This is a genomic window from Terriglobales bacterium (assembly GCA_035764005.1).
In the GTDB taxonomy this organism is placed as follows: Bacteria; Acidobacteriota; Terriglobia; order Terriglobales; family Acidobacteriaceae; genus Gp1-AA112.
Genome location: DASTZZ010000071.1, coordinates 34,924 through 48,086 on the forward strand (window position 1 = coordinate 34,924; position 13,163 = coordinate 48,086).

The window sequence follows — 13,163 nt, forward strand, 5'->3', positions numbered from 1 at the left end:
TGGCTAGTAGCTGGCAGCTACCACACCTCGCAGAGTATCTCTCCGCCTACGCCACTCTTGCGCGCCTCGCGACCGGTCATCACGCCCTTCGGCGTCGTGAGAATGCTGATTCCAAGACCGCCCAGCACACGGGGGATCTCGTTGTGACCGACGTAGACGCGGCATCCCGGACGCGACACACGCGCGAGGTTGGTAATGGCAGCATCATTGTTAGAACCGTACTTGATGTAGAGCCGCAGCAGTTTGCGCCCGTTTTCTTCCGTCGCCTTAAAGTTCGCGAGATAGCCTTCTTCTTTAAGGATGCGGGCGATCTCCGTCTTCAGCTTCGACGCAGGAACGTCCAGCTTCTGCTGCCGGGCATTGATCGCGTTACGGATACGGGTCAACAAATCTGCGACCGGATCAGTGAAACTCATTCTTATCTCCTCTTCAACGTTTCGCGTTATCTCCAATGCTGGAGAACCAGTTCCGAAACGGTACTGCACTGGCATTCGGCATTCGGCACTCAGCATTCGGCTTGAACCTGAGCTGTTGCCGAGTGCTGATTGCCGACTGCCGAATGCCTCTTTCCTACCAGGACGACTTCGCGATGCCGGGAATCTCTCCCCGCAGCGCCAGACCGCGGAAGCACAAGCGGCAGATACCGAACTTGCGCAGGTACGCGCGCGGACGTCCGCAGAGCTTGCAACGGTTATGCCGGCGTGTCGAAAACTTTGGCCTCTCGGCTTTTTTGTCGCGCGCCTGCTTGAACTTGGCCTCGATCTTTTCGTCCTTAACTCGTTTTGCGATAGTCATGCAATCCTTAAAACTCTCTGTGTTAACTCTGGATCTGAACTCTATGCAGCGCGGAAGGGCATGCCGAAGCTGCGCAGCAGAGCGCGTGCTTCGTTGTCGTTCTTCGCCGTTGTCACAATCGTGACATTCATTCCCTTGAGCTTATCGACTTTGGCGTAGTCGATCTCCGGGAAGATCAACTGATCGCGCAGGCCGAGCGTGTAATTGCCGCGGCCGTCGAACGATTTCGTCGAGACGCCGCGGAAGTCACGCACGCGCGGCAGCACGACGTTGATCAGCCGGTCAAGGAACTCATAGGCGCGATCACCGCGCAGGGTTACCATTGCGCCGATCGGCATGCCTTCACGAACTTTGAATGCCGCAATCGACTTTTTTGCTTTGGTCACGACGGGCTTCTGTCCCGTGATCTGTCCCAATTCGCCAACCGCCGGATCGAGAATCTTCGCGTTTTGCGTTGCCTCGCCGACGCCCATATTCACAACGATCTTGTGTAGGCGCGGCACTGCCATCGGATTTTTCAGTTCCAACTCTTTTTGCAGAGCCGGAGCAATGTCTTTATGAAATTTTTCGCGCAGCCGGGATGCCATAACTAACTCTTCTCCAGCGTGGTCCTGCATTCTTTGCAGACGCGCACGTTTTTGTCGCCCTGGCGTTCGTGGGCGACGCGCACCGGGCCGCAACTCGGGCAGATGAGCTTCACGTTCGAGATATCGATCGGGCTCTCCTGCTCGGCGATGCCGCCCTTGATGTTCTTCTGCGGGTTCGGACGGACGTTCTTCTTCGCGACCATCACGTGCTCCACGAGTACGCGTCCCGTGTCGGGAAATACGCGAAGCACGCGCCCTTCCTTACCCTTATCGCGGCCGGCAATGACCTTGACCTGGTCGTTGCGGCGAATGTCGTATGTCTTTTGCATCATGATCGTAAAACCTGTTTCGAGTTTCCAGTTTCAAGTTTCGGCAAAGCCAGTTCCTTACAGTGATGCTGAGATCAGGCTTTGCCGAAACTTGAAACCTGAAACTCGAAACTGTCTTAGAGAACTTCGGGCGCCAGCGAAACGATCTTCAAAAACTTCTTCTCGCGCAACTCGCGGGCTACCGGACCAAAGACGCGCGTGCCGACCGGCTCGCCGGCATCGTTGATCAGCACTGCTGCGTTCTGGTCGAAACGAATGTAGGTGCCATCGCGGCGGCGCGATTCTTTGCGCATGCGCACGACCACGGCTTTCACTACTGTGCCCTTCTTCGCCGTCCCATCCGGCGACGCTTCCTTTACCGCGGCAGTGATGATGTCGCCCAGACCGGCTCGCAAGCCGCTAGACCCTCCGAGAGGCAGGATCATCTGCAGCTTGCGCGCGCCGGAGTTGTCGGCGACTTCCAACATGCTTCGCATCATGACAGCCATATCTTTTGACTCCTTCCAATCGCCTGCATTTGCGATTGGCGATAGGCGATAGGCGGTACGCAATAGGCTTTCTGTTTATCGCCTATCGCTTATTGCCTATTGCCGCCTGCTAGCTCGCCTGCTCCAGCTTCTCCTCGCCCGGAACGATTGCCGCTCGCTGGATAACCTCAGCCAAGCGCCAGCGCTTCAGCTTCGATAGCGGACGCGTCTCGACGATGCGCACTACGTCTCCGGTGCGAGCGGCGTTCTGCTCGTCGTGTGCGTAGAACTTCTTCGACTTCGCGATCACTCGCTTGTACTTCGCGTGTGCTCTTTTCATCATCACTTCCACAATGATGGTTTTCGCCATCTTGGTGGAGCGGACGTACCCGATCTTCTCGTTGCGGTGCGAATCGGTCTTGCGCGTTTCGCTTCCGGTTGCTTGCTGAGCCATATTGAAACTCTCTCCTCATCCCGCTCACGCGGGAGCGCGAAGACTACTTCTTCGCCTTGGTCTTCTTCTTGGCTGCCGCTTTCTTTTTCGGAGCAGCCTTTGCCGCCGATTTCTTCTTCGCCGCCGGACGCTTCGCTGCAGCCGCCTTCGCCGGTGCTGCTGCAGCCGCTGCTTCCTGGCTCGGTTCTGCTGCCGCCGAGGAGCCGGTCGCATTGCCTACAGCCGTGGTCGTGATGCCCAACTCACGTTCGCGAGCGATGGTCTTGATCCGCGCCAGATCCCTGCGCAGCTCGCGCATTTTTTTCAAGCCGATCGTCTGTCCCATTTTGAGCTGGAACTTCAGACGAAAGAGCTGGTCGGCGGCTTCGCGCTGCTGATGCAGAAGCTCGTCAGGACCAAGATTTCTGATCTTCTCGATATTCATTTAGAACCTGTTTCAAGTTTCGCGTTTCCGGTTTCGGCAAAGCCAGATGCGACCTTCATTCCCGAGCCTTGGCTTCGTTCAAACTGTTTCGGACTGGCTTGGCCGAAACTCGAAACCTGAAACTCGAAACGCCTTTCTCCCTAGTGTCCTTCGCGCGCCACGAACTTGGTTCGCAGCGGCAGCTTGTGCGAGGCGAGACGCAACGCTTCTTGAGCGTCCGTGCGGGTCACGCCTTCCATCTCAAACAGCACTTTGCCTGGACGAACGACGGCGACCCAGTGATCCGGCGCGCCTTTGCCTTTGCCCATACGGGTTTCGGCGGGCTTCTTCGTCACCGGCTTATCCGGAAACAGGCGCAGCCAGATTTTGCCGCCGCGTTTGACGAAGCGCGTCATAGCAACACGGCTGGCTTCGATCTGCCGGTCGGTGATGTAGCCGCACTCGAGGACCTTCAGTCCGTAATCACCGAAAGAGAGCTCGGAACCGCGCCAGGCTTTACCCGCCATGCGTCCGCGCTGCTGCTTGCGGTACTTAACTTTTTTCGGCATCAACATGATGAATTGCCTTTTTGGGAATACTCCCCTTTACTCAATTTCGCGATTTCGTGATTATGTGATTTCGTGATTTGCAATCGCGAAATCACGAAATCGGGAAATCACGAAATTCCTTAGAACGCCGTCGCCGCTACGTGCGGCTCGCGCTTCTTCTGCGACAGAATCTCGCCTTTGTAGATCCAGGTCTTCACTCCGATTACGCCATAGGTGGTGCGCGCTTCGGTGAATCCGTACTCGATATCTGCACGGAGCGTGTGCAGCGGCAGACGTCCTTGCAAATACCACTCCGAGCGCGCGATTTCGTTTCCGTTCAGACGGCCCGAAACTCGAACTTTGATTCCCTTACATCCGAAGCGCAGTGCCGAATCGACACTCTTGCGCATGGCGCGACGGAATCCCACGCGTTTCTCAAGCTGCAGCGCGATCGACTCAGACACAAGCTGAGCGTCGAGCTCCGGCTTGTGCACCTCCTGGATGTCGATGAAGACATCGCGGCTCGTGCGCTTCTGCAGTTCGATCTTGAGCTTGTCGATCTCAGCGCCTTTGCGTCCGATGATGATTCCCGGACGTGCGGTTTTGATGATGATGCGCAGCTTGTTGCCGGGACGCTCGATCTCGATCGAGCTCACGCCCGCCGACTTCAGCTTGTCCTTCAGCTCCTTCTTGAGCTTCACGTCTTCAAGCAGCAGCTTGTCGTAATCGCGCTCCACGAACCAGCGCGACTTCCACGGTTTGGTGTAGCCGAGCCGGAATCCGTAGGGATGTACTTTTTGACCCATACCTATCCTTTCGCCGTCGCTTTCTTCGAGGCGGATTTCTTCTTCGCCGCTTTGCGTGGAGCGCGCCGCTTCGCCGTCGTTCCAGTTTCTTCGCCGACTACTGTGGCAGCGCCATTGGCTCCAGCGCGCAGACGCTCGGCCACAGCGATCTCGATGTGCGCCATGCGTCGCTGATAGCGGTACGCGCGTCCCATCGGTGCCGGACGGATACGCTTCATACGCGGCGCGTCATTCGCGATTGCCCGCTTCACATACAGCTGATCGACATCGACGTCAGCGCCCTTTTCCTGGCTCACATAGTTCGCATTCTCAATCGCCGACCGCAAAAGCTTGCCGATGGCGGGAGCAATTCCCTTTTTGGTAAAGAGCAGAGTGTTCATCGCCTGCTCTACCTGCTGGCCTTTAATCAGGTCCAGCACCAGGCGCGCCTTCTGCGGAGAGACTCTCTGGAAGCGCGCTTCGGCTCTGTATTCCTGTTCTGCAAAATTCATGCTTCTTCTCCGCTATCTAGCCGACGGTGCCGGTGCCGGCTTCGCGGCGGTTTCAGTTGCAGCCGCTTTCACCGAGTGTCCTTTAAAGTTGCGCGTCTGGCTGAACTCGCCCAGCTTGTGGCCGACCATGTTCTCCGAGATGTACACCGGAATGAACTTGCGTCCGTTGTGCACGGCGATGGTGTGTCCGACCATATCCGGGTGAATCGTCGAACGCCGCGACCACGTGCGCACGACTTTCTTATCGTTCGAGCGGTTCATCGTTTCGATCTTGACCATCAGGTGACCGTCGATGAATGGACCTTTTTTTGTGCTTCTCGCCATAATCTCTTCTCAATTTCGCGATTTCGCGATTGCGTGATTGCGTGATTTGAAAATCGCGAAATCACTCATAACGAAATCACCCGATCCTATTTGCTTCTCCGCGCCACAATGAATTTGTCAGTGCGCTTGTTATTGCGCGTCTTGTATCCGCGTGTGGGCTGTCCCCACGGAGTCACAGGATGACGTCCGCCGGAGGTCTTGCCTTCACCACCACCGTGCGGGTGATCGACCGGGTTCATCGCCACACCGCGGTTCACCGGACGACGTCCCAGCCAGCGCTTACGACCGGCCTTGCCGATCGAGACGTTCTCATGGTCGGTGTTGCCTACCTGCCCAATCGTCGCCATGCAGTCGATGAGGATCTTGCGCGTCTCACCGGAAGGCAGCTTGATCAGCGCGTAGTCGCCTTCTTTCGCGACCAACTGAGCGGCGCCGCCCGCCGAGCGCACCATCTGCGCGCCTTTACCGGGCTTCAGCTCGATGTTGTGCACCGTCGTGCCGGCTGGGATATTGCGCAACGGCAGGGCATTGCCGACGAGGATGTCAGCCTCTGGCCCGCTCACGATTTTCTGCCCAACCTGCAATCCCACGGGCTGCAGGATGTAGCGCTTCTCGCCATCGGCGTACGACAGCAAAGCGATACGCGCGGAGCGGTTGGGATCGTATTCGATCGAGGCGACAGTCGCCGGAACGCCAGCCTTGTCGCGCTTGAAGTCGATGATGCGGACCTTGCGCTTATGTCCTCCGCCACGATGCCAGCTCGTCAAGTCTCCCGAGTTGCGGCGCCCACCGGTGCGCAGCTTGATCTCGGTCAACGCCTTGTGCGGACGGTTAGTCGTGATCTCGTCGTTAACCAGCGTGGTCTTGAAACGCAGCGACGGAGTAAGCGGTCTGTATGTCTTAATCGGCATGAGCTAAACCATTTCGTGATTTCGCGATTGTGTGATTTCAAATCACGAAATCGCGAAATCACCCAATCACGAAATTTCTTTCTACGCGTTATCCGCGTATTCCGGCATCTTCTCGCCTACTTTGAGGCGAACGTATGCCTTCTTCCAATCCGGACGGTGTCCGGCGAATTTGCCGCGGCGGCGTTCTTTGCCGTGGAAGTTCGCAGTGCGAACGTCCTCCACTTTCACTTTAAACACCTGCTGCACGGCCTGCTTGATTTCAGTCTTGGTCGCCTTGGCAGCCACTTCGAATACCAACTGGCCGGAGGTAGCTTCCTTCTTGCGCGAAGTCTTGTCCTTCGCCGCCTTAGGATCGAACTCTTTCGCGCGCTCGGCCTTTTCCGTGACTACGGGACGGCGGATGATCTCGTATGCAGATTTCACTAGGCCACCTCCGCCTTCTGCCGCTTGGAGACGGTCTTCTTGAGCGTCTCCTGCAACTGCTCGATCGCCGGGCGCGAGAAGATGGCGCGGTCATAGCGCAGCAGATGATAAGGATGGACTTCGTGTCCGGCCACGAGTTCGACGCCATCCAGATTCCGCGAGCTCAGATAGAGATTGCGGCTGTGCTGGCGGTTTTCCGGATTCAGGTTGGCCACCAGCAGCGAAGTCTTTTCGACTCCCAGTGTATCCAGGGCCTTGCGCATCTCTTTGGTTTTGCCGGAGAGCACTTCGAGGCTTTCGACGACCGTTAACTTGCCGTCAGAGAGCTTGCTCGCGAGCGCAGAGCGCAAAGCGCCCAGCAGTTTCTTTTTGGGAAACTGATAATCGTAGCTGCGCGGCTGAGGTCCGTGAACGGTTCCGCCGTGGCGCCAAAGAGGCGAGCGGATCGAACCCACTCGGGCACGTCCGGTGCCTTTCTGCTTCCACAGCTTCTTGCCCGAACCTGAAACCAGCTTCTTGTTCTTGGTGGCATGCGTACCTGCGCGCTGAGCCGCACGATAGTGCTGCACCGCCTCCCACAGCAAGTCTTCGTTAATTACGCCGAAGACCTCATCTGCCAGCTCGAAGCTGCCGACTTTCTTGCCGTTCAGATCTAAAACGTCAACTTTTGCCATGGCTATTTCTTGGCCTTTCCGGCAGCGGCCTTCTTCGCGGCCTTCAGAGGATCGACCGTAGTCGCGCCCGCGAATCCACGACGCTCACGCGGCGGCTGCTTGGCCTTGTTGATCACAACGTATCCGCCTTTGGGACCGGGCACTGCGCCTTCGACCATCAGCAGGTTGTCTTCAAGATCGATACCCAGGATGCGCAGATTGCGAACGGTGCACTGATCGACCCCCATGTGGCCGGACATGCGCTGGCCAGGGAAGGTGCGCGACGGAAACGACGATGCGCCGATCGAACCCTGCACTTGGAACATGTGTCCGTGCGATTTAGGACCACCGCCGAAGTGGTGGCGGCGAACAACGCCCGCGAATCCGCGTCCCTTGCTCGTGCCGGTTACATCGACAAACTTTTCGTCCTGGAAGATATCGACCAGAACCTTGTCACCAACTTTGACTTGTCCGTTGGTTTCGGCTGCGGGATTCTCGCCTTTCGCTTGCTTCTCACCTGCTTCGCCGGGAGTCGTGACTGCGACTTCCTTCATGAATTTCACCGGCGGCAGATTATGCTTGCCAAAGTGTCCCTGCATCGCCTTGGTGACGCGCTTCCCTTTCACGAACTCGATGAGTCCGATCTGCACAGCGTCGTAGCCATCACGCGCGGCATTCTTGCGCTGCGTGATCACGCACGGGCCAGCCTGCAGCACTGTAATAGGACGAATCTCGCCCCTATCGTCGAAGAGCTGCGTCATGCCGACTTTCTTTCCTAGAATTCCTGAAACCATTTCTTTACCGACTCCTCATCATCCCGTATATGGGACTGTAGGTATTTTGTTACTTGCCGAACGCCTTGATCTCAACATCCACACCTGCGGGCAGGTCGAGCTTCATCAATGCATCGACCGTCTGCTGCGTGGGATCGAGGATGTCGAGCAGCCGCTTGTGCGTGCGAATCTCGAAGGCCTCGCGGGATTTCTTATCGACGTGCGGCGAACGCAGCACGCAGTACTTGTTCTTGATCGTCGGCAGCGGGATCGGTCCTGCTACCTGCGCTCCGGTGCGACGTGCTGTTTCCACGATCTCTCCAGTTGACTGGTCAAGAACGCGGTAGTCATAAGCCTTCAACCGGATGCGTATTCGTTGTCCTACCATTTTTGTCTCTCAAAGATCTGCTGCGGTCTGTGCCGCTGCGTGGTTCAAAACTTGGTTTCAATAAATTCGTTTCAGATAAACCGTTTCGAGTACTGCGTTTCAGGAAACTGCGTTTCAACTTCACTTCGCTTTCGGTGTTGAAACGCCTCAGCCGAAACGCCTTTCTGAGAAACGCCTCTCTTGAAACGCTTCTTCTAAGCGAGGATTTCGCTAATCGTTCCTGCACCCACAGTTCGGCCGCCTTCGCGGATCGCGAACCTGAGTCCCTTCTCCATAGCTACCGGCGTGATCAGCTCGATCACCAGTGCCACGTTGTCGCCGGGCATCACCATCTCTGTTCCGGCGGGCAGTTCGGCTACTCCGGTTACGTCCGTCGTTCTGAAGTAGAACTGTGGACGATAACCTTTGAAGAACGGCGTATGACGTCCACCTTCTTCCTTGGTCAGCACGTAGACTTCAGCTTTGAACTTGGTGTGGGGCGTGATCGATCCAGGCTTCGCCAGCACCATGCCGCGCTCCACGTCTTCTTTCGCAGTCCCGCGGAGCAACAGTCCGGCGTTGTCGCCGGCCATGCCTTCGTCGAGCTGCTTCTTGAACATCTCGACTCCGGTTACGACCGTCTTTCTGGTCTCACGGAAACCGACGATTTCCACTTCCTCGCCGACCTTCACCTTGCCGCGCTCGATTCGGCCGGTAACCACAGTTCCACGGCCTGAGATCGAGAAGATATCTTCGATCGGCATCAGGAATGGCTTGTCCACATCACGCGCTGGCAGCGGTACATTCTTATCGACGGCTTCCATCAGCTCGTCGATCGTCTTTTCCCACTTGGCTTCGCCATTGAGCGCTCCAAGCGCTGAGCCGCGAATGACCGGCAAGTTGTCGCCCGGGAACTGATACTTATTCAGCAGTTCGCGAACTTCGACTTCCACCAGATCGATCAGCTCAGGATCTTCAACCGCATCGCACTTATTGAGAAACACCACGATGTACGGCACGCCAACTTGACGAGCGAGCAGCACGTGCTCCTTCGTCTGTGGCATCGGACCATCGGTCGCCGCCACGACTAAGATGGCGCCGTCCATCTGTGCCGCGCCGGTGATCATGTTCTTGATGTAGTCGGCGTGGCCCGGGCAGTCGACGTGCGCATAGTGCCGATTCGGCGTCTCGTACTCGACGTGCGCGGTCGCGATCGTGATTCCGCGCTCGCGCTCTTCAGGAGCGTTATCGATCGAATCAAACGAGCGGAACTGGATCTTCGGGTTGTGCTTCGAGAGCACCTTCGTGATCGCGGCCGTCAACGTCGTCTTGCCGTGATCGATATGCCCAATCGTGCCCACGTTCACGTGCGGCTTGCTGCGGTCAAATTTCTCTTTCGCCATTGAAATAAGCTCCTAAGCTGCTTAGCTTCTTAGCTCCTAAGCTGAACTCGTTAACTCGTACTCCCAAACTATTTCGAAGCGCCTGCCTTGCCCTGCACCTTGGCGATGATCTCTTCGGAGATCGCTCTTGGTGCTTCCTCGTAACGGTTGAAGTGCATCGAGTAGGTCGCGCGGCCTTGCGTGTTCGAGCGCATTTGCGTGGCATAGCCGAACATGTCGCTAAGCGGCACGTTGGCTTTGATCACCTGTGATCCAGCGCGATGCTCCATGCCTTCAATGCGTCCGCGGCGGGAGTTCAGGTCACCAATGATGGTGCCCATGTATTCTTCGGGAACCACAACTTCAACGGACATAACCGGCTCGAGCAGAACTGGATGCGCCCGTTTTGCGGCATCTTTGAACGCCAGTGAACCGGCGATCTTGAATGCCATTTCATTCGAATCTACCTCGTGATAGCTGCCGTCGTAGAGCGTGGCCTTCACGTCGACTACTTCGTAGCCTGCGAGCACGCCGCCTTGCAGCGCTTCCTTAATTCCCTGGTCGATCGGCTTGATGTACTCCTTCGGAACCACGCCGCCAACGATGTCGTTCACGAACTCATAACCCTTGCCCGGATTCGGTTCGAGCTTGATCTTCGCGTGGCCATAGTTACCAGAGCCGCCGGTCTGGCGGATGAACTTGCCTTCGCCTTCGGAAGCCTTGCGGATGGTCTCCCGGTACGCGACCTGAGGCTTGCCGACGTTGGCCTCAACCTTGTACTCACGCATCATGCGGTCGACGATGATTTCGAGGTGAAGCTCACCCATGCCGCTGATGATCGTCTGTCCCGAATCGGGATCGGTATGCACTTTGAAAGTGGGATCTTCCTGCGCCAGCCGGTTCAGCGCCATTCCCATCTTTTCCTGGTCACTCTTCGTCTTTGGTTCGACTGCTACAGAGATGACAGGCGCCGCGAACTCAATCGATTCGAGCCGAATCGGCGCCTTCTCAGAGCAGATCGTGTCACCGGTCGTGACATTCTTTAGTCCGACGCAAGCGCAGATGTCGCCGGCGTAAATCTCGGTGATCTCCTCGCGCTTGTTGGCATGCATCTTGAGCAATCGCCCAATACGCTCGGTTCTGCTTTTTGTCGTATTAAAAACGCTGTCGCCAGTCTTCAGGTGTCCTGAATAGACGCGAATAAACGTGAGCTGACCGACAAAGGGATCGGCCATGATCTTGAACGCCAGAGCCGAGAACGGCTCGCTGTCGTCGGCTTTGCGCGTGAGAACCTTTTCCGGATGATCGGGATCGGTACCCTCGGTCGGAGGAATATCGAGCGGCGACGGCAGATAATCGACGACTGCATCGAGCAGCGTCTGCACGCCTTTGTTCTTGAACGCTGTTCCGCAGAGAACCGGGAACAGCTTGAGCTCGATCACGCTCTTACGCAGAGACTTGCGCAGCTCATCGGCGGTGATCGTCTCGCCTTCGAGGAACTTGTGCAGCATCTCATCGTCGTTTTCGGCGACGCTCTCTACGAGTTGCGCGTGGAACGCTTCGGCTTTCTTCTTCAGTTCGGCGGGAATCTCTTCGACTTCATACTTGGCGCCCATCGTCTCATCGCGCCAGTAGATCGCCTTCATGTTGACGAGATCGACTACACCTTTGAAAGCAGCTTCTTGTCCGATGGGAATCTGAATGGCTACGGGGCGGGCGTTAAGACGTTTGCGGATGGTATCGACGGCATGCTCGAAATCGGCACCCATCTTATCCATCTTGTTAATGAAGCAAATGCGCGGAACGCCGTATTTATCGGCCTGACGCCATACGGTCTCCGACTGCGGCTCGACGCCATGCACGGCGTCAAACACGGCGCAAGCGCCGTCGAGTACGCGCAGCGAGCGCTCGACCTCGGCGGTAAAGTCGACGTGGCCAGGAGTATCGATGATATTGATGCGGATGTCGCGCCAGAAGCACGTCGTAGCGGCAGACGTAATCGTGATGCCGCGCTCCTGCTCCTGCTCCATCCAGTCCATGGTGGCGGTGCCTTCATGCACCTCGCCGATGCGATGGGTGATGCCGGTATAAAAAAGGATGCGTTCAGTCGTAGTGGTCTTGCCGGCATCGATGTGGGCCATGATGCCGATATTCCTGCAACGCTCTAATGGGACCTGTCTTGGCACTGTATTCCTAAACTTTCCTGAAAAACTAAACTCTGTTCCGACGTGGGACTACCACCGGTAATGCGCGAACGCTTTGTTGGCCTCAGCCATACGGTGGACATCTTCTTTCTTCTTCATCGCCGCGCCGCGACCGTTGGCGGCATCGAGCAGCTCATTCGTGAGCTTGTCGATCATGCCTTTCTCTCCGCGGGCCCGTCCGTAGCTCACCAGCCAACGGATCGCAAGCGACGTGCGGCGATCGGGATTCACTTCGACCGGAACCTGATAGTTCGCACCGCCTACGCGTCGAGTCTTGACTTCGAGCAGCGGCTTGCAGTTCTCGACTGCTTTCTTGAAGAGCTTCAGGGCTTCGTCCCCGCCCTTCTGCTCCAGGTTCTTCATGGACTGGTAGAAGATCGACTGGGCAGTGCTCTTCTTGCCCTCGTACATCATCGAGTTCACAAACTTGGTCACCAGAGTCGAGTTGTAGATCGGGTCTGCGGCAACTTCGCGCTTTGCTATGTGTCCTTTACGCGGCATGTGTCTTCACCTTCAAAAACTTAGGCCTTCGGCCTCTTGGCTCCGTACTTGGAGCGGCTCTGCTTACGGTTCGCTACGCCCACGGTGTCCAGCGTTCCGCGCACAACGTGATAACGCACGCCGGGAAGGTCCTTCACACGGCCTCCGCGGATCAGCACGATCGAGTGCTCCTGCAGGTTGTGGCCGATGCCGGGGATGTAGGTCGTGACCTCGATTCCATTTGTCAGGCGCACGCGAGCTACTTTGCGCAGCGCCGAGTTCGGCTTCTTGGGCGTTTGGGTATAGACGCGGGTGCAAACGCCGCGCTTCTGGGGCGACTCCTGCAGCGCCGGGCTAGCCGTTTTGTATCGCGGCGCCGTCCGGCCTTTGCGCACAAGCTGATTAAATGTCGGCAAATTCCACTCCTCAGGGCTTTCCGAGGCATCCGCCTCTGCAGGCGGCCTGCAACTCACACTTCCACGCAGCCGAATAGGACTGCGCACAAACTTGGTTTAGGCTGACCACCGCCGAGCGGGGCCATACTCTCGCACTAAAAGCGAGAAATTGAACGACCTAGGGTTGAATGCCGACGGTGTCGCCAAGGATGAAGACAGGCGATCCGTTTCGTCACTCCCGGCCCACATATCCTTCTTGGGAGAAGGCAGCGCAGGCATCGTCAGCGAGGAAGCCTCTGGCAGGTTAACCAGAGAACCGATTCGAACTAAAGCTCTACCGCTCTAGAAGAACTAAACTGACTCGCAGAACC

At 57.0% G+C, this 13,163-nt stretch carries 20 protein-coding genes; all 20 read right to left on the reverse strand.

Translation table 11 applies throughout. The features are described 5' to 3' along the window. Positions 1 to 17: 17 nt before the first annotated feature. Positions 18 to 416 (reverse strand): 30S ribosomal protein S8, encoded by a 399-nt coding sequence (gene rpsH / locus VFU50_12235; GenBank protein ID HEU5233622.1) that lies wholly within the window; start codon positions 414 to 416, stop codon positions 18 to 20. Between the two features lie 154 nt (positions 417 to 570). Then, positions 571 to 795 carry a type Z 30S ribosomal protein S14 gene (locus VFU50_12240; protein ID HEU5233623.1) on the reverse strand — a complete coding sequence of 75 codons (225 nt, stop codon included), beginning with the start codon at positions 793 to 795 and terminating at the stop codon, positions 571 to 573. A gap of 41 nt (positions 796 to 836) precedes the next feature. Beyond that, positions 837 to 1,382: a 50S ribosomal protein L5 gene (gene rplE / locus VFU50_12245; protein HEU5233624.1), complete on the reverse strand. Its 546-nt coding sequence runs from the start codon at positions 1,380 to 1,382 to the stop codon at positions 837 to 839. Positions 1,383 to 1,384: 2 nt separating this feature from the next. Next, the gene (gene rplX / locus VFU50_12250) at positions 1,385 to 1,714 is read right to left on the reverse strand and encodes a 50S ribosomal protein L24 (protein HEU5233625.1); all 330 of its coding nucleotides are present in this window, start codon (positions 1,712 to 1,714) and stop codon (positions 1,385 to 1,387) included. A 113-nt stretch (positions 1,715 to 1,827) separates the two neighbouring features. Continuing rightward, positions 1,828 to 2,199, reverse strand: coding sequence for a 50S ribosomal protein L14 (gene rplN / locus VFU50_12255; GenBank protein ID HEU5233626.1), 372 nt, complete (start codon positions 2,197 to 2,199; stop codon positions 1,828 to 1,830). A gap of 109 nt (positions 2,200 to 2,308) precedes the next feature. Then, complete coding sequence (gene rpsQ, locus VFU50_12260) at positions 2,309 to 2,632, reverse strand: 30S ribosomal protein S17 (protein ID HEU5233627.1); 324 nt, start codon at positions 2,630 to 2,632, stop codon at positions 2,309 to 2,311. Between the two features lie 43 nt (positions 2,633 to 2,675). After that, entirely contained in the window at positions 2,676 to 3,056 is a 381-nt protein-coding gene (gene rpmC, locus VFU50_12265) for a 50S ribosomal protein L29 (GenBank protein ID HEU5233628.1), read from the reverse strand. Between the two features lie 140 nt (positions 3,057 to 3,196). Next, a complete protein-coding gene (gene rplP, locus VFU50_12270; protein ID HEU5233629.1) occupies positions 3,197 to 3,610 on the reverse strand; it encodes a 50S ribosomal protein L16 in 414 nt (137 codons plus the stop codon). Positions 3,611 to 3,723: 113 nt separating this feature from the next. Then, positions 3,724 to 4,389, reverse strand: a complete 666-nt coding sequence (gene rpsC, locus VFU50_12275; protein HEU5233630.1) for a 30S ribosomal protein S3 — start codon at positions 4,387 to 4,389, stop codon at positions 3,724 to 3,726. Between the two features lie 2 nt (positions 4,390 to 4,391). Continuing rightward, a complete protein-coding gene (gene rplV / locus VFU50_12280) occupies positions 4,392 to 4,880 on the reverse strand; it encodes a 50S ribosomal protein L22 (protein HEU5233631.1) in 489 nt (162 codons plus the stop codon). A 12-nt stretch (positions 4,881 to 4,892) separates the two neighbouring features. Next, positions 4,893 to 5,204, reverse strand: a complete 312-nt coding sequence (gene rpsS, locus VFU50_12285) for a 30S ribosomal protein S19 (protein HEU5233632.1) — start codon at positions 5,202 to 5,204, stop codon at positions 4,893 to 4,895. A gap of 86 nt (positions 5,205 to 5,290) precedes the next feature. Continuing rightward, positions 5,291 to 6,115, reverse strand: coding sequence for a 50S ribosomal protein L2 (rplB, locus tag VFU50_12290; GenBank protein HEU5233633.1), 825 nt, complete (start codon positions 6,113 to 6,115; stop codon positions 5,291 to 5,293). An 81-nt stretch (positions 6,116 to 6,196) separates the two neighbouring features. Beyond that, a complete protein-coding gene (gene rplW / locus VFU50_12295; protein HEU5233634.1) occupies positions 6,197 to 6,538 on the reverse strand; it encodes a 50S ribosomal protein L23 in 342 nt (113 codons plus the stop codon). Then, on the reverse strand, positions 6,538 to 7,212 hold the full coding sequence (rplD, locus tag VFU50_12300) for a 50S ribosomal protein L4 (GenBank protein ID HEU5233635.1): 675 nt from the start codon (positions 7,210 to 7,212) through the stop codon (positions 6,538 to 6,540). Before rplD ends, rplW begins: the two co-directional genes overlap by 1 nt. 2 nt (positions 7,213 to 7,214) lie before the next feature. Next, positions 7,215 to 7,985, reverse strand: a complete 771-nt coding sequence (rplC, locus tag VFU50_12305; protein ID HEU5233636.1) for a 50S ribosomal protein L3 — start codon at positions 7,983 to 7,985, stop codon at positions 7,215 to 7,217. A gap of 49 nt (positions 7,986 to 8,034) precedes the next feature. Beyond that, positions 8,035 to 8,352: a 30S ribosomal protein S10 gene (gene rpsJ / locus VFU50_12310; protein ID HEU5233637.1), complete on the reverse strand. Its 318-nt coding sequence runs from the start codon at positions 8,350 to 8,352 to the stop codon at positions 8,035 to 8,037. 194 nt (positions 8,353 to 8,546) lie between these two features. Next, entirely contained in the window at positions 8,547 to 9,734 is a 1,188-nt protein-coding gene (gene tuf, locus VFU50_12315; protein ID HEU5233638.1) for an elongation factor Tu, read from the reverse strand. A 68-nt stretch (positions 9,735 to 9,802) separates the two neighbouring features. After that, positions 9,803 to 11,899, reverse strand: a complete 2,097-nt coding sequence (gene fusA, locus VFU50_12320) for an elongation factor G (protein ID HEU5233639.1) — start codon at positions 11,897 to 11,899, stop codon at positions 9,803 to 9,805. 48 nt (positions 11,900 to 11,947) lie between these two features. Continuing rightward, the gene (rpsG, locus tag VFU50_12325) at positions 11,948 to 12,418 is read right to left on the reverse strand and encodes a 30S ribosomal protein S7 (protein ID HEU5233640.1); all 471 of its coding nucleotides are present in this window, start codon (positions 12,416 to 12,418) and stop codon (positions 11,948 to 11,950) included. A gap of 20 nt (positions 12,419 to 12,438) precedes the next feature. After that, entirely contained in the window at positions 12,439 to 12,813 is a 375-nt protein-coding gene (gene rpsL / locus VFU50_12330) for a 30S ribosomal protein S12 (GenBank protein ID HEU5233641.1), read from the reverse strand. Between the last annotated feature and the right edge of the window lie 350 nt (positions 12,814 to 13,163).

Excerpts from the sequence above, each read along its gene's own strand:
- rpsH (HEU5233622.1), bottom strand. The coding sequence starts at position 416 with ATGAGTTTCACTGATCCGGTCGCAGATTTGTTGACCCGTATCCGTAAC.
- VFU50_12240 (HEU5233623.1), bottom strand. The coding sequence starts at position 795 with ATGACTATCGCAAAACGAGTTAAGGACGAAAAGATCGAGGCCAAGTTC.
- rplE (HEU5233624.1), bottom strand. The coding sequence starts at position 1,382 with ATGGCATCCCGGCTGCGCGAAAAATTTCATAAAGACATTGCTCCGGCT.
- rplX (HEU5233625.1), bottom strand. The coding sequence starts at position 1,714 with ATGATGCAAAAGACATACGACATTCGCCGCAACGACCAGGTCAAGGTC.
- rplN (HEU5233626.1), bottom strand. The coding sequence starts at position 2,199 with ATGGCTGTCATGATGCGAAGCATGTTGGAAGTCGCCGACAACTCCGGC.
- rpsQ (HEU5233627.1), bottom strand. The coding sequence starts at position 2,632 with ATGGCTCAGCAAGCAACCGGAAGCGAAACGCGCAAGACCGATTCGCAC.
- rpmC (HEU5233628.1), bottom strand. The coding sequence starts at position 3,056 with ATGAATATCGAGAAGATCAGAAATCTTGGTCCTGACGAGCTTCTGCAT.
- rplP (HEU5233629.1), bottom strand. The coding sequence starts at position 3,610 with ATGTTGATGCCGAAAAAAGTTAAGTACCGCAAGCAGCAGCGCGGACGC.
- rpsC (HEU5233630.1), bottom strand. The coding sequence starts at position 4,389 with ATGGGTCAAAAAGTACATCCCTACGGATTCCGGCTCGGCTACACCAAA.
- rplV (HEU5233631.1), bottom strand. The coding sequence starts at position 4,880 with ATGAATTTTGCAGAACAGGAATACAGAGCCGAAGCGCGCTTCCAGAGA.
- rpsS (HEU5233632.1), bottom strand. The coding sequence starts at position 5,204 with ATGGCGAGAAGCACAAAAAAAGGTCCATTCATCGACGGTCACCTGATG.
- rplB (HEU5233633.1), bottom strand. The coding sequence starts at position 6,115 with ATGCCGATTAAGACATACAGACCGCTTACTCCGTCGCTGCGTTTCAAG.
- rplD (HEU5233635.1), bottom strand. The coding sequence starts at position 7,212 with ATGGCAAAAGTTGACGTTTTAGATCTGAACGGCAAGAAAGTCGGCAGC.
- rplC (HEU5233636.1), bottom strand. The coding sequence starts at position 7,985 with ATGGTTTCAGGAATTCTAGGAAAGAAAGTCGGCATGACGCAGCTCTTC.
- rpsJ (HEU5233637.1), bottom strand. The coding sequence starts at position 8,352 with ATGGTAGGACAACGAATACGCATCCGGTTGAAGGCTTATGACTACCGC.
- tuf (HEU5233638.1), bottom strand. The coding sequence starts at position 9,734 with ATGGCGAAAGAGAAATTTGACCGCAGCAAGCCGCACGTGAACGTGGGC.
- rpsG (HEU5233640.1), bottom strand. The coding sequence starts at position 12,418 with ATGCCGCGTAAAGGACACATAGCAAAGCGCGAAGTTGCCGCAGACCCG.